This window comes from Christiangramia sp. 3-2217-3z (assembly GCF_051195275.1).
In the GTDB taxonomy this organism is placed as follows: domain Bacteria; phylum Bacteroidota; class Bacteroidia; order Flavobacteriales; family Flavobacteriaceae; genus Christiangramia; species Christiangramia marina.
On record NZ_JBNJLI010000001.1, the window covers coordinates 351,590 to 370,724 of the forward strand.

Consider the following 19,135-nt stretch of genomic DNA (forward strand, 5'->3'; position numbering starts at 1 on the left):
TAAGGCCAAAGGTTTTTTTACATTTGCAGACGTTAAAGAAAATTGTAAGCATGGATTACGCTGAGAATATTTTAGGAACCATTGGGAATACTCCTATGGTTAAGATGAACAAGATCGTTGAGGATATCGATGCGCTTGTACTGGCAAAGTATGAAACCTTTAATCCCGGGAATTCGGTAAAAGATAGAATGGCTGTGAAAATGGTAGAGGACGCCGAAGCCAAAGGTTTATTAAAACCAGGAGGAACCATCATTGAAGGAACTTCAGGGAATACTGGAATGGGGCTGGCACTTGCAGCCATCGTTAAAGGTTATAAAATGATCTGCGTGATGAGTGACAAGCAGAGCAAGGAAAAGATGGATATTCTTCGCGCAGTTGGAAGTGAAGTGGTGGTTTGTCCTACAGATGTGGAACCAGATGATCCCCAATCTTATTATTCTACTTCCCGCAGACTTGCTGAAGAAACTCCGAACAGCTGGTACGTAAATCAATATGATAATCTCGCAAATCGTGAAGCTCATTACGAATCTACAGGCCCTGAGATCTGGAAACAAACAGATGGAAAAGTAACCCATTTTGTTGTTGGAGTAGGGACTGGTGGAACTATTTCTGGTGTTGGAAAATATTTGAAAGAAAAAAATCCCGATATTAAGGTTTGGGGAATAGATACTTACGGTTCAGTATTCAAGAAATATCACGAAACTGGTGAATTCGATGAAAAGGAAATTTATCCTTACGTAACCGAAGGAATTGGAGAGGATATTTTGCCTAAAAACGTTGACTTTGATGTGATCGACGGTTTTACGAAGGTAACAGATAAAGATGCAGCAGTTTATACGCAGAAATTATCAAAGGAAGAAGGGTTTTTCTTAGGTAATAGTGCAGGTGCAGCGGTAAAAGGGCTGTTACAACTAAAAGAACATTTTACTAAGGATGATGTCGTGGTAGTGCTTTTCCATGACCACGGAAGCCGATATGTAGGTAAAATGTATAATGATGACTGGATGAGAAAAATGGGTTACATTGACTAACACCGGTTATAGAATGTAGGAACTAATTGATTTTTTATATGACTAAGAATGCGTGGTTTTTAACCAGTTTATTCTTTATGCTGTCGCTCTCAATACATGCGCAGGACGATGAAAGGAAAGAATCAGATCTTAAAGTAACTTTAGATCTGAATAATCCTACCAGGGAGATCAACGACGGGGTCACCATGGTTAATGTTGAAGGAGGAAAAGCTCCTTACACCTACAAATGGACAAAGCAAAGCACTCCCCTTCAATCTAATAAATCCACAGGTATAACTGAAGGTCAGGAAGAATCGGTAACTGTGACCGATGCCAACGGAGTAAGTGTTACCAAAAAGTTTGAAATACCTGCTGAAGCGATCACTGAAGTCGTAAACAGTAAAGTGCAGCCGGCAGTAGATTTTCTAGGCGGCATATTATTCTGGGATCCTTTTGCAGCAGTTGGGATCTACGACCCGGTTGTTTATACCAATGACAGAGAAATACCAATCCCGAACTGGGATGCAACTACAAGTAAAACTTTCAGTTTGAAGCGATGGCTGGTTGAGGATGGTGGTCAGGTAGCTGCAGGTGATAAAATTGCTATTATAGAAAGCGAATCTGGAGAGGAGAAAGAGATCTTTTCAGAAGTTGATGGTACCATGAACTACCTGGTTCTGGAAGGCAACGAGATTTTTGACCCAAATGACCAGGATGATGTGATTGAGCAAAATGCTCATATGATCGCCAAAATTGAATTCAACGAGCCTCAGCCTTTGCATCATCCCAATGGTGATGTGATCACGAACTCCATTCCTTTTATCGTGATCTGGCTTATTCTGGGAAGTATCTTCTTTACTATAAGACTTGGTTTCGTAAATATTCGTGGTTTCTCTCATTCTATTCAGTTAGCCAAAGGGAAATATGATGATCCGGATGCACCGGGTAGAATAACACATTTTCAGGCAATGGCTACGGCAGTTTCAGCAACCGTTGGTCTTGGGAATATAGCCGGTGTTGCGGTTGCAATTTCACTTGGTGGGGCCGGAGCAACTTTCTGGATGTTCTGTGCCGGATTCTTCGCGATGTCACTAAAGTTTACTGAGTGTACATTAGGGGTGAAATATAGAGAGATCAACGAAGATGGTAGAATCTTTGGTGGGCCAATGAATTATTTGCGTTACGGCCTGGAGAAAAGAAATATGAAAGGTCTTGGGAAATTCCTTGCCAGCCTTTTTGCAATATTAGGTGTTGGAGCTTCTTTTGGAGGTGGTAATATGATACAGTCCAACCAGGCATTTAAAATAGTTTCTGAACAATTACCTTTTCTGGAAGGTCAGGGATTCTTGTTTGGAGTTGGATTCGCCATCCTTGTTGGAGCGGTGATCCTTGGAGGAATTAACAGTATCGCACGGGTCACTGGTAAAGTAGTACCTGTAATGGCGATTATCTATATCCTAGGTTGCGCAGTTGTGATTGGGGTGAATATTGAAAATATTGGTGCTGCATTTTCAGCGATTTATAACGGAGCCTTTTCCGCAGATGCTTTAAAGGGTGGTTTTATCGGAGTACTAATTGTTGGTCTGCAAAGAGCAGCATTTTCCAGTGAGGCCGGGGTTGGTTCAGCAGCTATCGCACATAGTGCTACCAAAACCAATAATCCTATTGCAGATGGGTTTACTTCTTTAGTAGAGCCTTTTATCGATACGATGGTCGTGTGTACGATGACGGCATTGGTGCTTATTTTTACCGGAATGCATGAAGTAGGCGGTGGAATAAAAGGGGTTGAACTGACTTCAGATGCTTTCGGAAGCGTTATTTCCTGGTTCCCGGCAGTACTGGCACTTGCGGTTTTCTTATTTGCTTTTTCCACGATGGTTTCCTGGTCATATTACGGGATGCGTTCCTGGACCTATCTATTCGGGCAAAGCAAGAAATCTGAAATTATTTATAAAGTCTTATTCCTGATATTTGTAGTAGTAGGAGCATCAGTAAGTCTTGGAGCAGTTTTAAGCTTCTCAGATATGATGATTCTCGCGATGTCATTTCCCAATATCATTGGATTATATATTATGTCCGGGGAAGTCAGAGCTGATATGGAAAACTACTGGGAGCGACTCAAAAACGGAGAATTGTTTATCAATCCTAAATTCAGAGATGCCTGATGAGGTTTTTACTGAAAGATCTATAAAAACTCTTCCTTCTACGGAAGAGTTTTTTGTTTCATATTAGCAGATGCTTGTAAACAGAGAAATAGAGTGGCTCCTGTAAAATAGAGCAGAACATCAACGAGATCTGCAGTATATCTATCTACAAACTGCGGAAGTATCAATTCAAAATATATAGCATAAAAACACGTAAGCACTAGCGCCTGGGCAATACTTATTTTGATCGATCTATCCTTTGTGAGGTAATGCACCATTTTCAGACATATGGTCAAAATGATAGGCATGCATAAAATGTCGTTGAGGTATGATGTGGTCCATTCTGGAAAGTTCACTCCAGTAGACTTTAGAGCTTCGAAAATTATAAAGATCAATGCGTATAGAATAAAGGTGGCATTCAGTAATCTCATAAGAGCGCAACAGATACTACAAAGGCAATTACAATGCCTATTCCAAGTACAATGAGCCAGACTGTGTACCCGGTTCTGGCAAGGAAACGTACAATAGGATTTTTATGTTCTTCTGCAGGTTCCGGTGCTGACTTTCGTTTATATTCTCCGGGTCTTCGACTGGATTTTAATTTAGTTTTCTTCGGATTCTTCTCCATGTTGTACTGGGCTTTCTCGATTAGTTTAGTTGAATGAACTCGACTGCTGAAATTCTATTGATCTTCAAATTAATTTCTAAGATAGAAAAACTGGTCATGCATCAACTCCAATTAATGAAGCTTTATGAAAACCCTAGTCTTCAGAATTATACTAAATTCTATTTCAGAATAAATTTATATAAAGTAATTTCATTGCTGAAATTGAACTTATGAAAAAATTATACTTTTTACTCTTGGCAATACTAATGGTATCCTGTAATGCAACCATGGATACTACGAGCAACGAAACTCCAGAAACTCCGAAATATACCTACCTGGCACTCGGTGATTCTTATACGATAGGGGAGAGCGTTCGGGAAACTGAAAGATGGCCGGTACAATTAACCGAGCAACTTCGAAATAGAAATTATGAAATGGCGGCGCCAATGATTATTGCAAAAACGGGATGGACGACTTCAGATCTCTTGCGGGGAATGGACCAGAACCTGGAAGTGCAACGCGATTTTGACCTGGTTTCTATTTTGATCGGGGTTAACAACCAGTATCAGGGAAAACTTATTACAGAATACGAAGAAGAATTACGCCAGATCTTCAGGCGTGCAATCAATCATTCTAAAACCCTAGAAAAAGGTGTTTTCGCCGTAAGTATTCCGGATTATGGTTATACACCTTTTGGATCTTCAAACCAGGAGAAAATCAGTGCTGAAATTGACAGGTTCAACCAGGTTTTTAAAAGAGTTGCAGATGAATTTGGAGTAGTGTTCTATAACATTACCCCAATTTCAAGAAATAGCAGCAACCCTGAACTGGTAGCAAGTGATGGTTTGCATCCAAGTGCATTACAGTATCAACTTTGGGTAGAGCAATACATATCTCAGGTAGCAGAAAAATTACCTAATTAATTTTCTTAGCACTTCATTTTCAAATGAATAATTTGATACATTCGGAGAGTGAAAGAAGACCTTCTTTATTATCTCTGGAAGTTTCAGAAGTTTGATTCCGAATGTCTTAGAACTTCGGAAGGTGAGCCTTTACAGATCATTTCGACCGGTTCTCAAAACGACTTATCTGGTCCCGATTTCTTTAATGCTCATTTAATAATCACTGGAATCAAATGGGCTGGGAATGTTGAAATGCATTTAAAATCATCAGACTGGTACCTTCATCATCATGAAACAGATCCTGCCTATGACAATGTGATCCTGCATGTAGTATGGGAACACGATGAGAATATCTTCCGAAGAAATGGAAGCCTTCTACCAGTATTTGAACTGAAGAATATCGTCGATTTTTCTATGATCGCAAAATACCGTCACCTGCTGGAGAGTCGTCATCATAGTATCAATTGTGAAGACAGTTTTTCTGAATTTTCCAGTTTTGAGATTGACCACTGGTTCGAAAGATTATATTTCGAAAGACTCGAAAGAAAGTCAGCATTGATATTCGAAGTGCTGCAACGTTCCAATAATGATTGGAACACGGCATGCATGATCCTGCTTTTTAGAGCGTTTGGTTTAAACATCAACGGCGATTACTTTTCAAATATAGCGGAAAATCTGGGCTATTCTTTGGTTGCAAAATTAGGCGGGAATCAGTTTTCTTTAGAAGCACTGTTTATGGGTTATTCTAATTTGATCCATGGAGCAGATCAGTATTCAGATGAACTAGGCACAGAATTCGAGTTTCTAAAACACAAATTTCGTATACCTTTAATTGATACTAAACCAGAATTTTTCAGATTAAGACCTGATAACTTTCCTACGATTAGGCTGGCCCAGCTCGCAGGTTTGTATGCTCAGCGAGCCTCATTCTTTTCAGACATTATTACTGCGAAAGATTTAAATGAAATAAGATCTCTTTTTTCTATTGAGGTTTCAGACTACTGGAAGACTCACTATAACTTTGATAAACCACATAATTGCAGGTCAAAAAAATTAAGCAACACTTTCTTCGAACTTTTGGTGATCAATTTTGTAATCCCATTGAAATTCGCATTCTCAAAAAGTTCTGGAGAACCAGAGTCCAGTCTCTATGAAATAGTAACAAGCCTAAAGCCCGAAAAGAACTCGATAGTGAATATGTTTAATAATTTAAGAACGGGTACAGTCAGGAATGCACTAGAATCGCAGGCGGCGCTTGAGCTCAAGAAGAATTATTGTAGTAAGGATAGATGTTTGCACTGTGAATTAGGCGCGACAATATTGAAAAAATCTGTTAAATACGCTTAAATTTGTAATATGGCAGGCATGGTATCGAACATGAGACATTATCTCGAAAAGCACGGATTCTACGTATCTACAAGGATGGCAGATAAGATGGGAATTCGCGCTAAGAATGTTCGGTTGTTCTTTATATATGCCAGCTTTTTTACCATGGGTGCAGGCTTTATCGTATATCTGATCCTAGCATTCTGGCTAAAGCTTAAAGACCTGGTCTACACAAAAAGAACCTCTGTATTCGATCTATGAGACAATTAATAGATTCCAGGATCAGACTGGCTGTAGTCTTGATTATTATGGTATTCGTTACCGGAATCGTTGGTTTCAGGTTCTTATATGACTATACGTGGGTCGATGCGCTCTATATGACTATTATTACCGTAAGTACAGTAGGTTATGGGGAAGTCCAGCCTATGGGAGCCTACGGAAAACTATTTACTTCTTTTTTCATTATTTCCGGACTATTCATCTTTGGATTCGGTCTCTCCACAATCACAGAACATATCCTGAATAAAAATAACATTGGTAATCTAAAACGTAATAAAATGAAGAAAAGGATAGACTCCCTGAATGATCATATCATTGTTTGCGGTTACGGTCAGAACGGGAAGCAGGCAGTTCAGAAATTATTAGACTACCGAAAGGATTTTGTTATCATAGATGATCATGAGGAAGTCTTTCAGAATCTGGAAAATGACAGGCTCAATTATATTGTAGGAAATGCTACCGAAGATGAGGTGCTTAGCCTTGCTGGTGTGGAGCGAGCATCGACTTTGATCTGTGCACTTCCCAGGGATGCAGACAACCTGTTCATCGTTCTTTCAGCAAGACAGTTGAAAAAGGATCTTAAGATCATTAGCAGGGCCACGGAAGAAAACAGTTATAAAAAGTTGAAACTTGCCGGTGCAGATAATGTGATCATGCCCGATAGAATAGGAGGAAGTCACATGGCTTCGCTCGTAGTGGTTCCAGATCTGGTCGAATTTCTGGATAATCTTTCTGTCTCAGGAGAGCAGGACAGTATCAATGTAGAGCAGGTCTCATTTTCCAAGATTTGTACAGATGGAGTGGAAAGGTCAATTTCTGAAACCAATATTAGGAAAAAAACCGGTTGCTCTGTTATTGGGTATAAATCACCCTCTGGAACTTATGTGGTGAACCCGGAGCCATCTCAACGTATCGAGCGTGATTCTAAGTTGATTATGATTGGCAGACCTGATCAAATTGAGCATTTAAAAAAGTATTATTCAGTTTAGAAATTGGATTCAAATTTTAATAAAAGCCTCGTTTCCTTTAACATGACATTCACAATTTAACTCCCAAAAGTTTGTTTTAGCTCAATTTTTTAGCATATTCACGCGCTGAAAATTTAACTTCATTATAAATAACCAAATTTCCATATGAGAAAGTATTTGCTTTCAATGTTCTTTTTATTTTCGATTGTAGGACTATCTGCACAGGAACTAGACGTAAAAGCCCAGGTAGGAAACCCCTCCAAAGTAATAAATAATGGATTCATTGAACTGGATGTAAAAGGAGGAACTCCTCCTTACCAGTATAAATGGTCCAACCAGGGAACCAGCCTGGAATCTAATAAGACCGCAGGTCTTACAGAAGGTGTTCCTTATACGGTAGTAGTAACTGATGCTGCAGGAAACAAATTTGAAGGCGAGTACCAGGTAGAGGCAGAAGCTATTACCGAACACTTCAATGGAACTTTTTCTCCTATCGTAGCAAGTATGGGAAGTGTCCTTTTCTGGGATCCATTTACGGCTATGGGAGTTTACGATCCTGTTATTTATGCTGATATCAAAAGAATTGAAGCTCCAACCTGGAGTGCTTCTGAAGATGCTAAATTTGTTCTCGAAGAATGGCTGGTGGAAGATGGCGAGCATGTGAACGAAGGAGATCCTATCGCGATTGTTACTAAGAATGACGAAAGCATAGAAGTGCTTGCGAACGCTGATGGTACACTGGATCAATTTCAAGCGGAAGGTGAAGTTATTTATAATTCTGAAAATAAGCAACATGTTATTGAGCAGGGAGCTCAGTACTTTGGCAGCATTGTATATGATGAGCCGGTAGCGCTTCTTCATCCTAATGGAGATCCTCAAACTAAGAATATTCCATTTATCGTGGTCTGGCTTGTTCTTGGAGCATTGTTCTTCACGATCAGGTTAGGTTTTATTAATATTAGAGGATTCAAACACTCCTTGCAACTGGCTAAGGGTAAATATGATGATCCAAACGCTCCCGGACAGGTAACTCACTTCCAGGCTTTGGCTACTGCCGTTTCTGGTACAGTAGGTCTAGGTAATATTGCTGGTGTGGCAGTGGCGATCTCATTAGGAGGTGCCGGTGCAACGATGTGGATGATCCTTGCGGGACTTCTTGGAATGTCTTCTAAATTTGTAGAATGTACTTTAGGTGTAAAATATAGATTCATTAATGCTGATGGTCGTGTGTTTGGTGGTCCAATGAACTACCTGAGATATGGTCTTGAAAAAAGAAACAAAAGAGGTCTTGGTAAATTTCTTGCCGCTTTTTTCGCGATACTTGCGATCGGTGCCTCTTTTGGTGGTGGAAACATGTTTCAGGCCAACCAGTCATTCTCTATTCTTGCTGGAGAATTTCCAATGCTGGAAGGAAATGGATTTATATTTGGGATCGTAGTAGCAGTATTGGTAGGTATTGTAATTATTGGAGGTATTAGCAGTATTGCTAAGGTAACTGGTAAGATCGTGCCAATCATGGCAGGAGTATATGTATTGGGTGCTCTAGTCGTAATAGGTGTAAATATCGAAAATATAGGTCCTGCATTCACGGCGATCTGGGATGGAGCTTTTAATCCAAGTGCTCTTAAAGGTGGAGTTATTGGTGTTCTCATCGTAGGATTCCAGCGTGCAGCTTTCTCGAATGAGGCTGGTGTAGGTTCCGCAGCGATTGCGCATAGTGCAGCGAAAACGAATCATCCGCCATCTGAAGGTTTTGTTGCTCTTTTAGAACCATTTATCGATACCGTAGTAGTTTGTACGCTAACGGCATTAGTGTTGATTTTTACAGGAATGCACGAAGTAGAAGGTATTGGAGGAGTAGAATTAACATCTAGTGCTTTTGGAAGTGTGATCTCATGGTTCCCATATGTTCTGGCAACTGCAGTATTTTTATTCGCATTTTCAACGATGATCTCATGGTCTTATTATGGAATGAGAGCCTGGACTTATTTATTCGGAAAAAGTAAAACAAACGAAATCATTTATAAGGTTTTATTTCTAATATTCGTGGTAGTTGGAGCCTCTGTTAGTTTAGGAGCAGTGCTCGATTTCTCAGATATGATGATCCTGGCGATGTCCTTCCCTAATATTATAGGTCTCTATATTATGATTGGAGAAGTTAGTAAAGATCTTAAGGATTACTCAAGGAAGCTTAAGGCTGGAGAGTTATTCCATAAAACTGAAGAGCCAGCCGCATAGGCTCTCTCTAATATGAAATTTTTGAAATCCCATTTCGCGCTTTCAAGAAGTCAGCAGAATGGGATTTTTATTTTGGTGCTGGTCATTATCATCTTGCAGTTGATTCTCTTTGGAAGTGATTATGTATCTAAAGATAGCGAGCCTGTAAATGATGAAAAAATTATAAAATTCCAGAATCAGTTAGATTCTATCCGCAAGCTGAAACCTATAGTGAAGGATACGATATATCCTTTCAATCCAAATTATTTATCAGATTTCAAAGGATATCAAATAGGAATGAGCGTAGAAGAGATCGATAAATTATTGAAGTACCGTGCTACCAATAAATGGATTAATTCTGCTGAAGAATTCCAGACAGTGACCGGAGTAAGTGATAGTTTGATGATAATCATAGAACCTTCTTTCCGATTTCCTGAGTGGGTTAAGAACTCAGGAAAGCTTCAGAAACCTATAACTGAAAAAGCTGTTGATATTTCGATTGCCGACCTTAATACTGTTTCAGCTGAAGACCTTCAGGTTGTAAATGGCATTGGTGAAAAACTTTCAGAAAGGATCGTGAAATATAGAAAAAGTATTGGAGGTTTTCTTTCCGAAGAACAATTGAAGGATGTGTATGGATTAAGTCCTGATGTGATCGCCAGGATCAATGAAAAGTTCCAGGTTGTCAATAAACCACAGGTAATCCTCCAGAATATTAATTCTATCACAGAAGCCGAACTGGCAGAATTGCCTTATTTTAATCCTGCTCTGGCCAGGAAAATTATTAATTACAGAATCATGAATGAAGGGATTCGGTCTTTTGAAGAATTGACAAAAATCAGTGGGTTTCCTTCCGATAAAATCGATAGAATTAAATTATATTTGTCAGTACAGTGATTTTTGTTAGAAAATCGATCTGAAATTGTAAATATAATAATTGCTAATACGGCTTTTTTGCCGGGAAAAAATATATAGAAATGAGTAGATATTTTACAGAGGAACATGAACTTTTCAGGAAGAGTTTCCAGGAATTTCTTCAGAAGGAAGTAGTGCCTCACGTAGATAAATGGGAGGAAACCGGAACCATTGAAAGGTTTATCTGGAAGAAGTTTGGAGAAATGGGTTATTTCGGTCTTAATCAACCGGAAGAGTATGGAGGAATGGCCCTAGATCTGTTTTATACGATTATATTTCTTGAGGAACTTCAGAAAGTAAACTCAGGTGGTTTTGCAGCAGCGATGTGGGCGCATGCTTATCTTGCTATGACGCACTTAAAGGTTGAAGCCAGTCATGAGCTCAAAGAGAAATACCTTACACCTGCGATTGAAGGTGAAATGATTGGTTGTCTTGGGATATCAGAACCATTTGGAGGATCTGATGTTGCTGGTATGAAAACTACGGCTGTTAAGAAGGGTGATCATTATGTGATCAATGGTTCAAAAACTTTTATCACCAACGGAGTGTATGCAGATTTTTATGTGGTAGCTGCAAAAACAGATCCTGAAAAAGGAAATAAAGGAATGAGCATGTTCCTGTTGGATAAAGAGTTTGCAGGAATTTCAGCAAATAAACTAAATAAACTGGGCTGGAGAGCATCAGATACTGCAGAACTTGCATTTGATAATGTAAAAGTACCTGTTGAGAATTTACTTGGTGAAGAGGGAATGGGCTTTAATTATATCATGCAACATTTCGCTCTAGAGCGTTTGATCATGGGTGTAAATGCTCATGCACGCTCAGAATTTGCACTGGAATACACGATGGGTTATATGCATGAGCGTGAAGCTTTTGGACGTTCCCTGGATAAATTTCAGGCATTGAGACATACTGTTGCCGAAATGGTAAGTGAAGTAGAGGTGATCAAAGAGTTTAACTATGCAACGACTCAACGTTTGAATGATGGGGAATATGTAGTAAAAGAGGCAAGCATGTCTAAACTACTAGCGACTAAAATTTCAGACGAGGTAATGTATAAATGTCTGCAAATGTTAGGTGGATACGGATATATGGAAGATTACCCAATGGCAAGAATGTTCCGTGACAGTAGGTTAGGACCAATTGGCGGTGGAACTTCTGAAATTCTGAAAGAGATTATCGCAAAAATGGTAATCGATAAGAAGGAATACAAACCAGCAGCTAAGTAGCATTTTTGCGAAAATTCATTTTCGCGTAAAAATGGTAATTGATAAGAAAGAATACAAGCCTGCAGCTAAATAGTATTTTTGCGAAAATTCATTTTTCTTCCGAAAATGGTAATAGATAAGAAGGAGTACAAGCCAGCTGCTAAGTGGGCGAATAATTATTATAAGAAAATAGCCCTGGAATTTCCGGGGCTATTTTTTTAAACTATTATAAAAGGTTCTCCTGATCTTTTCTCCGTTGATAAAAAATTCACTGGCTTCTTGATCAGTATAAAATTCAGAAGTGAGCGATTCATCAAGTGCGATTTCTTCTTCAGTAGCACCCTGATCGATTTTCTTCTGAACATTTTCCCGGATACTTTTTAGCATAGATAGATAATTTGAATAATCCTCATAGCTTGCGAGATCACCATGTCCCGGAATTATCTTTGTTTTTTCATTGATAATAGACAGGCCTTTTTCCGCAGCTTCAATATCACCATCTACACTACCGCCGCTACTCAAATCTATATAGGGAAACATTCCGTTGAAAAAAGTGTCACCAGTGTGTAAAACATTGCTTTGTGGTAGGTATACAAGCGCATCACCATCTGTATGAGCGTTGTGAACGTGCAATACCATCACATCATTTGCATTGATATGTAGATTTAACTGCTCATTAAAAGTAATAACCGGAATGCCAGCAGTACTGTCTGTCGCTTTCTCTTTCAATCGCCCGCGAACATTTTCATGCGCCAGAATAAGCGCTCCCTGGTCATCAAAGTTTTCGTTCCCGCCAGTATGATCTCCATGATGATGTGTGTTCACCAGAAATCGAACGGGCTGTTCACTAATAGTAGCGATAGCCGCGATCAATTTATCTGATAGCGCCGCGAATTGATCATCTATCATGAACACTCCATCTGGCCCTGTAAGAATTCCAATATTCCCACCAGCACCCTGTAAGAGGTATACCTCTTTGGTAATCTGCTGCGTTTTAATTTCCACCTGTTCCATATTCTGGAATGCAAAACTGCTGAAACTGCAGGCAAAGGCAAATACTATTGATAGTGTAAGTTTTCTCATGGAAGCATACATTATTTAGGGAAGTTAGGTAAAATAGGCTTACGTCATATTAATAAGGAAATAAATCGCTAAATCATTGGAAGATTTAATAATTGAATTATCTTTGCAGCCGATTCCAAAAGAGAGGAGGTTATGACACTATGTTAATTATACCAGTTAAAGACGGAGAAAATATAGATAGAGCTCTTAAGCGTTTCAAGCGAAAGTTCGACAAGACAGGAACTATGCGCCAGCTAAGAAGCCGCCAGCATTTTACGAAACCATCTGTAGAGCGTAGAGCTCAGATTCAAAAAGCGGAGTACATCCAGCATTTGAGAGACGCAGAAGATATCTAGAGATATCAACAGGCCTTTGTAAAGCTGAAAATTATAAGAACTGTTGCTAGTTTAAAGTTTACTAACTTTGACTATCAACAGTTTTTTTATGCCTTTGAAATCCTTTCTTGAGTATCTTCAGTTAGAAAAGAATTATGCCGAAACTACCATTAGGGCATATAAGGCAGATCTCACCCAATTTCAGAAATTTATTAATCAGGAATTTTCCGAAGAGAAGATTGAGAAAGTATCATACAACCAGATTCGAAACTGGATCGTGGAGCTTTCAGATTCTGGTATTTCGAACCAGAGCATCAATCGAAAAATGTCCTCTCTTAAAGCTTACTATAAATTTCTACTGAAAACTTCAGCGATAGGAAGTTCTCCACTTGCAAAACATCGATCCCTAAAAGCGGCAAAGAAAATTCAGGTTCCATTCTCTGAAAAAGAGGTTTTGGCTGTACTGGATGATTTTCATGGTGATACTTTTGAAGAGCTGCGCGATAAATTGATGATAGAGCTATTTTATTCTACGGGAATAAGAAGGGCAGAATTAATCAATATAAAAGAGCAGGATCTTGATTTAGGTAGTAATATGCTAAAAGTACTGGGGAAAAGAAATAAGGAGCGTTATATACCGTTATTGAAACAGGTGGTTAGCACGGCAGAAAGGTATGTGTCACTTAAGCGCTCTAATCCATTGCTGCGAGATTGTCCTTATTTGTTCGTTACGGCGAAGGGATACAAAAGCTACGAAAGCCTTGTTTATAGAATTATAAATAATTATTTTAGTAAGGTGTCTGGTAAGGTTAAGAAGAGTCCGCATATACTGCGTCACACTTTTGCCACGCATTTATTGAACCAGGGAGCAAACATGAATGCTGTAAAAGAATTGCTGGGACATTCAAGTCTGGCATCTACGCAAGTTTATACGCATAATAGTATTGCTGAATTGAGTAAAATTCATAAGAGTGCTCATCCCAGGAACAATAATAAGTAACCGCTCTTTTATTTGTTTAATTAAATTCAACCTGATTATGAAAATGAATCTGCAGTCTGTGAACTTTAATGCTGATCAAAAGCTAATTGACTTCACTCAGAAAAAACTAGATAAGCTTGACAATTATTTTGATAAAATTATCCATGCGGATGTATTCTTTAAAGTTGAAAATACCAGTGGCAAGGAAAATAAGATAACAGAGATCTTATTGAGTATTCCTGGGGGCGAGCTAATGGTTAAAAAGACCTGTAATAAATTCGAAGCCTGTGTGGATGAATGTGTTAGTTCATTACAAAGGCAGCTTATCAAGAAAAAAGAAAAAATGAGTGCTCATGTTTAGGAGATTTTTTTTCTAATAATGTTTTGATAAAGAAATAATTTATATACATTTGCAGTCCGTTAGAAATAGCGGACTTTTTTATGCGGAATTTTAAGCATAAAAGGCCGATGTAGCTCAGCTGGCTAGAGCAGCTGATTTGTAATCAGCAGGTCGTGGGTTCGAGTCCCTCCATCGGCTCTTGAAATACTGAAAACACCGAAGTTTCTAAAGAACTTTCAAGTTTAAATCATTGCTGATGAATAGCTTGCAAAAAATCTGACAGAAATTTTAAAAAATGCTTTGGATGGTGCTGTAAAATTACTTTAATTTGCAGCCGTTAAAAAAACCATTATAAGCTAAGCTGTTTCAGTAATGGTTCTATGAAATAGTGGTAATTATTGGGGAGATACTCAAGCGGCCAACGAGGGCAGACTGTAAATCTGCTGACTACGTCTTCGCAGGTTCGAATCCTGCTCTCCCCACAAAGATTTTAAATAAAGCTGTTATCAAAAGATTGCTTTTGTATAACAGAGAGTTTAAAATCTGTGTTCGGGGCCACCCGAACAGGATCATCAAGCAAAGCGAGATAATTCTAAAGATTAAAGTCTAAAATGGTAATGCGGGAGTAGCTCAGTTGGTAGAGCGTCAGCCTTCCAAGCTGAATGTCGCCGGTTCGAACCCGGTCTCCCGCTCTAATTTTAATTGAATCAGGATTTATCCGGTCACTATAACCGACTTTTATCGGTTTGCTCTTTAAGGGTTAAAATGACTGAAGTACCTCGAGCCTGATCTTTTCCATAAGCCTGATAGGTTTATGGATATCGCTGTTTAAAACAGTCAATTGTCTGGCCGACGTAGCTCAGGGGTAGAGCGTTTCCTTGGTAAGGAAGAGGTCACGGGTTCAATTCCCGTCGTTGGCTCTAGTTTTGTATAAAATTGAACACTAATATATAACTAAGATTAAATAAGTATTAATTATGGCAAAGGAAACTTACGATCGTTCCAAACCGCACCTAAATATTGGTACAATTGGACACGTAGATCACGGAAAAACTACTTTAACTGCAGCTATTACTAAAGTAATGGCTGATGCTGGATATTCAGAAGCTAGTGCGTTTGATCAAATTGACAACGCTCCTGAAGAAAAGGAAAGAGGTATTACAATTAACTCTTCTCACGTTGAGTACTCAACAGCTAACCGTCACTACGCTCACGTTGACTGTCCTGGTCACGCCGATTACGTAAAGAACATGGTAACTGGTGCTGCTCAAATGGACGGTGCTATTCTTGTTGTCGCTGCGACTGATGGTCCTATGCCTCAAACTCGTGAGCACATCCTTCTTGGACGCCAGGTAGGTATTCCAAGAATCGTTGTATTCTTGAATAAAGTTGACCTTGTAGATGATGAGGAGCTTCTTGAACTAGTTGAAATGGAAGTAAGAGATCTTCTTTCTTTCTACGAGTATGATGGTGATAATGGTCCTGTAATTTCAGGTTCTGCACTTGGAGCGCTAGAAGGAGATGAGAAATGGTCTAAGACTGTTCTTGATCTTATGGAAGCAGTTGATAGCTGGATTGAACTTCCAGAACGTGATGTTGATAAGCCTTTCTTGATGCCTATCGAAGATGTATTCTCTATTACAGGTCGTGGTACAGTGGCAACTGGACGTATCGAAACTGGTGTTGCAAACACAGGAGATCCTGTAGAGATCATTGGTATGGGAGCTGGAAAACTTACTTCTACTATTACTGGAGTTGAAATGTTCCGTAAGATTCTTGATAGAGGTGAAGCTGGTGATAACGTAGGTATCCTACTAAGAGGTATTGAGAAGTCTCAAATCTCTAGAGGTATGGTAATTACTAAGCCAGGATCTGTAACTCCACACGCTAAATTTAAAGCTGAGGTTTACATCCTTAAGAAAGAAGAAGGTGGACGTCACACTCCATTCCATAACAACTACCGTCCACAGTTCTACGTACGTACAACTGATGTAACAGGAACAATCAACCTTCCTGAAGGTGTAGAAATGGTAATGCCAGGTGATAACCTTACTATTACTGTTGAACTTATTCAGCCAATCGCAATGAATACTGGTCTACGTTTCGCAATTCGTGAAGGTGGTAGAACTGTAGGTGCTGGACAGGTAACTGAAATTCTAGACTAAGAATTTTCAATATATAAAAAGGTATCCCGTGACAAGCGGGATGCCTTCACTTATATTTACGGGTTTAGCTCAGTTGGTAGAGCACTGGTCTCCAAAACCAGGTGTCGGGAGTTCGAGCCTCTCAACCCGTGCAAATATTTTTTTAGAACATGGCAGGATTTGTTAATTACATTTCAGAATCATATAACGAGTTAAAAAACCACGTTACCTGGACAAGCTGGTCTGAAGCTCAGAGGCTAACAGTGATTGTTGCTGTATTCTCGATTGTTTTTTCATTGGCAATTTGGGGTGTTGATACGCTTTTTAGTGGAGCGATTGAGCAGTACTTCGAATGGGTTAAATCATAAAACAATAAAGAGTGATGGCTGAAGCTAAGGAGAAAAAGTGGTATGTGGTTCGCGCTGTAAGTGGACAGGAAAATAAAGTTAAGGACTATATAGAGAAAGAGATTGCTCATATGGGTCTTGAAGATTTCGTGGACCAGGTTCTTGTGCCTACTGAAAAAGTAATACAAATTCGTAACGGGAAAAAAGTAAATAAAGAAAGAGTTTATTTTCCTGGTTATGTAATGATTCAAGCTAATATCAGCGGTGAGATTCCTCACATTATTAAAGGGATAAATGGCGTTATTGGATTTCTAGGTGAAACTAAAGGGGGGGACCCGGTGCCACTTAGAAAATCTGAAGTGAATAGAATGCTAGGAAAGGTAGATGAGCTATCTGTGAAGACAGACAATGTTGCAATCCCATTCACAATTGGAGAAACAATCAAAGTTATCGATGGTCCGTTTAATGGTTTCAATGGAACTGTAGAGAAGATCAACGAAGAAAAGCGTAAGCTTGAAGTAATGGTTAAGATTTTCGGAAGAAAAACTCCATTAGAGTTGAGTTATATGCAGGTAGAGAAAGTATAAAAAATTACTGTTACATATATTTTTTGATAGTTTTTTCAGCTTCCACTCAATAAACTATCATTTAAAAATTTGAAAAATGGCAAAAGAAGTAAGTAAAGTTGTAAAACTACAAGTTCGCGGAGGTGCTGCTAACCCATCACCACCAGTTGGACCTGCTTTAGGTGCTGCCGGAGTGAACATCATGGAATTCTGTAAGCAATTCAATGGTAGAACTCAGGATAAGCAAGGAAAGGTGCTTCCAGTAGCAATTACTGTTTATAAGGATAAGTCTTTTGATTTTGTAATCAAAACACCACCTGCAGCAGTGCAATTGATGGAAGCGGCAAAAACTAAAAAAGGTTCAGGTGAGCCGAACAGAAAAAAAGTAGCTAGTGTTTCTTGGGATCAGGTTAAAGCGATTGCAGAAGACAAAATGCAGGATCTTAACGCATTTACTGTTGAATCTGCAATGAAAATGGTTGCCGGAACAGCTCGTTCGATGGGAATAACTGTAAAAGGTGAAGCACCGTTTTAATCCAAAAAGAAATTAGAAAATGGCAAAATTAACTAAAAAGCAAAAAGAAGCTCAGGGAAAGATCGAGAACGGTAAAACGTACACGGTTGCTGAGGCGTCTGCTTTGATAAAAGATGTTACCAACGCAAATTTCGATCCTTCTGTAGATCTTGCAGTTCGTTTGAACGTGGATCCACGTAAAGCTAACCAAATGGTTAGAGGTGTTGTAACTCTTCCACACGGAACAGGTAAGGATGTTAAAGTTCTTGCGCTTGTTACTCCAGATAAGGAAGAAGAAGCAAAAGAAGCTGGTGCAGATTTTGTTGGATTAGATGAATACCTTGAGAAAATCAAAGGTGGTTGGACAGATGTTGATGTTATCATCACCATGCCTAGCGTTATGGGGAAACTTGGACCATTAGGACGTGTTCTAGGACCAAGAGGGCTTATGCCTAACCCAAAGACCGGTACGGTAACTATGGATATTGCTAAAGCAGTGTCTGATGTGAAGGCTGGAAAGATCGACTTTAAAGTTGACAAAACAGGGATTGTGCACGCTGCAATTGGAAAAGCATCCTTCGATGCTGAGAAAATCGCAGGTAATGCAAGAGAATTATTAACTACGCTGGTAAAATTGAAGCCTCAGGCAGCTAAAGGTCTATATATAAAGAGCATTTATATGACTAGTACCATGAGCCCGAGTATAGAGATAGATACTAAAAGGTTTACTGAGCAATAATTTACGATTATGACAAGAGAAGAAAAATCACAAGTTATAGAAGACTTAACTGCTCAGCTAGCCGGATTCCAAACTATCTACTTAGCTGATATTTCTGGCCTTGACGCTGGAAGTACTTCTAACTTACGTAGAGCTTGTTTCAAAGCAAACGTTAAGTTATCGGTAGTTAAAAACACGTTGCTTGCAAAAGCTATGGAGGCATCCGATAAAGATTTCGGAGAACTTCCTACAGTTTTAAAAGGTAACACATCAATTTTGCTTTCGGAAACTGGAAATGCTCCAGCGAAAGTAATTAAGGATTTCAGAAAGAAATCTGATAAGCCTCTACTTAAAGGTGCTTTCGTTGAAGAAGCTATCTATGTAGGTGATGATTATCTTGAGACATTGGTTAACATCAAGTCGAAAGAAGAAGTTATCGGGGATATCATTGGATTACTTCAGTCTCCTGCTAAAAATGTTGTTTCTGCACTTAAATCAGGTGGTGGAAAGATCGCAGGAATCCTTAAGACCCTTTCAGAAAAGGAAGGATAATA

The 19,135-nt window shown here is 39.1% G+C and carries 21 protein-coding genes and 5 tRNA genes; 23 read left to right on the forward strand and 3 right to left on the reverse strand.

Annotated elements, in window-relative coordinates; genetic code table 11:
- Positions 1 to 50 precede the first annotated feature (50 nt).
- Both ACSHZO_RS01695 and ACSHZO_RS01700 read left to right on the forward strand, forming a co-directional pair.
- On the forward strand, positions 51 to 1,031 hold the full coding sequence (locus tag ACSHZO_RS01695) for a PLP-dependent cysteine synthase family protein (protein WP_295180514.1): 981 nt from the start codon (positions 51 to 53) through the stop codon (positions 1,029 to 1,031).
- A gap of 38 nt (positions 1,032 to 1,069) precedes the next feature.
- Complete coding sequence (locus ACSHZO_RS01700) at positions 1,070 to 3,175, forward strand: amino acid carrier protein (RefSeq protein ID WP_298246375.1); 2,106 nt, start codon at positions 1,070 to 1,072, stop codon at positions 3,173 to 3,175.
- Between the two features lie 38 nt (positions 3,176 to 3,213).
- On the opposite strand, the gene ACSHZO_RS01705 is transcribed toward ACSHZO_RS01700, so the two are convergent.
- Together ACSHZO_RS01705 and ACSHZO_RS01710 are read right to left on the reverse strand one after the other, a co-directional pair.
- Positions 3,214 to 3,585 (reverse strand): hypothetical protein, encoded by a 372-nt coding sequence (locus tag ACSHZO_RS01705; RefSeq protein WP_298246376.1) that lies wholly within the window; start codon positions 3,583 to 3,585, stop codon positions 3,214 to 3,216.
- Complete coding sequence (locus ACSHZO_RS01710) at positions 3,582 to 3,782, reverse strand: hypothetical protein (protein WP_298246377.1); 201 nt, start codon at positions 3,780 to 3,782, stop codon at positions 3,582 to 3,584. The genes ACSHZO_RS01705 and ACSHZO_RS01710 overlap by 4 nt, the downstream gene beginning before the upstream one ends.
- 209 nt (positions 3,783 to 3,991) lie before the next feature.
- Between ACSHZO_RS01710 and ACSHZO_RS01715 the strand changes: the two genes are divergently transcribed.
- From ACSHZO_RS01715 to ACSHZO_RS01745, 7 genes are all read left to right on the forward strand, one after another.
- Positions 3,992 to 4,684, forward strand: a complete 693-nt coding sequence (locus ACSHZO_RS01715) for an SGNH/GDSL hydrolase family protein (RefSeq protein WP_298246378.1) — start codon at positions 3,992 to 3,994, stop codon at positions 4,682 to 4,684.
- A 48-nt stretch (positions 4,685 to 4,732) separates the two neighbouring features.
- The gene (locus tag ACSHZO_RS01720; RefSeq protein ID WP_298246379.1) at positions 4,733 to 6,010 is read left to right on the forward strand and encodes a DUF2851 family protein; all 1,278 of its coding nucleotides are present in this window, start codon (positions 4,733 to 4,735) and stop codon (positions 6,008 to 6,010) included.
- A 9-nt stretch (positions 6,011 to 6,019) separates the two neighbouring features.
- On the forward strand, positions 6,020 to 6,250 hold the full coding sequence (locus ACSHZO_RS01725) for a PspC domain-containing protein (protein ID WP_295180503.1): 231 nt from the start codon (positions 6,020 to 6,022) through the stop codon (positions 6,248 to 6,250).
- Entirely contained in the window at positions 6,247 to 7,257 is a 1,011-nt protein-coding gene (locus ACSHZO_RS01730) for a potassium channel family protein (RefSeq protein WP_298246380.1), read from the forward strand. Before ACSHZO_RS01725 ends, ACSHZO_RS01730 begins: the two co-directional genes overlap by 4 nt.
- Before the next feature lie 144 nt (positions 7,258 to 7,401).
- A complete protein-coding gene (locus tag ACSHZO_RS01735; protein WP_298246381.1) occupies positions 7,402 to 9,474 on the forward strand; it encodes an amino acid carrier protein in 2,073 nt (690 codons plus the stop codon).
- A 12-nt stretch (positions 9,475 to 9,486) separates the two neighbouring features.
- Positions 9,487 to 10,350: a ComEA family DNA-binding protein gene (locus tag ACSHZO_RS01740; RefSeq protein ID WP_298246382.1), complete on the forward strand. Its 864-nt coding sequence runs from the start codon at positions 9,487 to 9,489 to the stop codon at positions 10,348 to 10,350.
- An 80-nt stretch (positions 10,351 to 10,430) separates the two neighbouring features.
- The gene (locus ACSHZO_RS01745) at positions 10,431 to 11,597 is read left to right on the forward strand and encodes an acyl-CoA dehydrogenase family protein (protein ID WP_298246383.1); all 1,167 of its coding nucleotides are present in this window, start codon (positions 10,431 to 10,433) and stop codon (positions 11,595 to 11,597) included.
- 189 nt (positions 11,598 to 11,786) lie between these two features.
- On the opposite strand, the gene ACSHZO_RS01750 is transcribed toward ACSHZO_RS01745, so the two are convergent.
- Positions 11,787 to 12,659, reverse strand: a complete 873-nt coding sequence (locus ACSHZO_RS01750) for an MBL fold metallo-hydrolase (protein WP_298246384.1) — start codon at positions 12,657 to 12,659, stop codon at positions 11,787 to 11,789.
- Positions 12,660 to 12,799: 140 nt separating this feature from the next.
- Here ACSHZO_RS01750 and rpsU point away from each other — a divergent pair, with 140 nt between their 5' ends.
- From rpsU to rplJ, 14 genes are all read left to right on the forward strand, one after another.
- Complete coding sequence (rpsU, locus tag ACSHZO_RS01755; protein ID WP_026915408.1) at positions 12,800 to 12,994, forward strand: 30S ribosomal protein S21; 195 nt, start codon at positions 12,800 to 12,802, stop codon at positions 12,992 to 12,994.
- Between the two features lie 88 nt (positions 12,995 to 13,082).
- Positions 13,083 to 13,973, forward strand: a complete 891-nt coding sequence (locus ACSHZO_RS01760; RefSeq protein ID WP_298246385.1) for a tyrosine-type recombinase/integrase — start codon at positions 13,083 to 13,085, stop codon at positions 13,971 to 13,973.
- 37 nt (positions 13,974 to 14,010) lie between these two features.
- Positions 14,011 to 14,313, forward strand: coding sequence for a ribosome hibernation-promoting factor, HPF/YfiA family (gene hpf / locus ACSHZO_RS01765; protein ID WP_298246386.1), 303 nt, complete (start codon positions 14,011 to 14,013; stop codon positions 14,311 to 14,313).
- Between the two features lie 103 nt (positions 14,314 to 14,416).
- Positions 14,417 to 14,490: transfer RNA gene (locus tag ACSHZO_RS01770), tRNA-Thr, on the forward strand.
- 202 nt (positions 14,491 to 14,692) lie between these two features.
- Positions 14,693 to 14,774 (forward strand) — tRNA-Tyr (locus ACSHZO_RS01775).
- A 137-nt stretch (positions 14,775 to 14,911) separates the two neighbouring features.
- Positions 14,912 to 14,984, forward strand: a tRNA-Gly gene (locus ACSHZO_RS01780).
- A 156-nt stretch (positions 14,985 to 15,140) separates the two neighbouring features.
- Positions 15,141 to 15,212: transfer RNA gene (locus ACSHZO_RS01785), tRNA-Thr, on the forward strand.
- A gap of 57 nt (positions 15,213 to 15,269) precedes the next feature.
- Positions 15,270 to 16,457: an elongation factor Tu gene (tuf, locus tag ACSHZO_RS01790; protein ID WP_298246387.1), complete on the forward strand. Its 1,188-nt coding sequence runs from the start codon at positions 15,270 to 15,272 to the stop codon at positions 16,455 to 16,457.
- Positions 16,458 to 16,515: 58 nt separating this feature from the next.
- Positions 16,516 to 16,588 (forward strand) — tRNA-Trp (locus ACSHZO_RS01795).
- A gap of 18 nt (positions 16,589 to 16,606) precedes the next feature.
- The gene (secE, locus tag ACSHZO_RS01800; protein ID WP_026915412.1) at positions 16,607 to 16,804 is read left to right on the forward strand and encodes a preprotein translocase subunit SecE; all 198 of its coding nucleotides are present in this window, start codon (positions 16,607 to 16,609) and stop codon (positions 16,802 to 16,804) included.
- 14 nt (positions 16,805 to 16,818) lie between these two features.
- On the forward strand, positions 16,819 to 17,370 hold the full coding sequence (nusG, locus tag ACSHZO_RS01805) for a transcription termination/antitermination protein NusG (RefSeq protein WP_141877088.1): 552 nt from the start codon (positions 16,819 to 16,821) through the stop codon (positions 17,368 to 17,370).
- A 76-nt stretch (positions 17,371 to 17,446) separates the two neighbouring features.
- Entirely contained in the window at positions 17,447 to 17,884 is a 438-nt protein-coding gene (rplK, locus tag ACSHZO_RS01810; RefSeq protein ID WP_026915414.1) for a 50S ribosomal protein L11, read from the forward strand.
- 19 nt (positions 17,885 to 17,903) lie between these two features.
- Complete coding sequence (gene rplA, locus ACSHZO_RS01815) at positions 17,904 to 18,602, forward strand: 50S ribosomal protein L1 (protein WP_298246388.1); 699 nt, start codon at positions 17,904 to 17,906, stop codon at positions 18,600 to 18,602.
- Between the two features lie 9 nt (positions 18,603 to 18,611).
- Positions 18,612 to 19,133 carry a 50S ribosomal protein L10 gene (gene rplJ / locus ACSHZO_RS01820; protein ID WP_298246389.1) on the forward strand — a complete coding sequence of 174 codons (522 nt, stop codon included), beginning with the start codon at positions 18,612 to 18,614 and terminating at the stop codon, positions 19,131 to 19,133.
- The last annotated feature ends 2 nt before the right edge of the window (positions 19,134 to 19,135 follow it).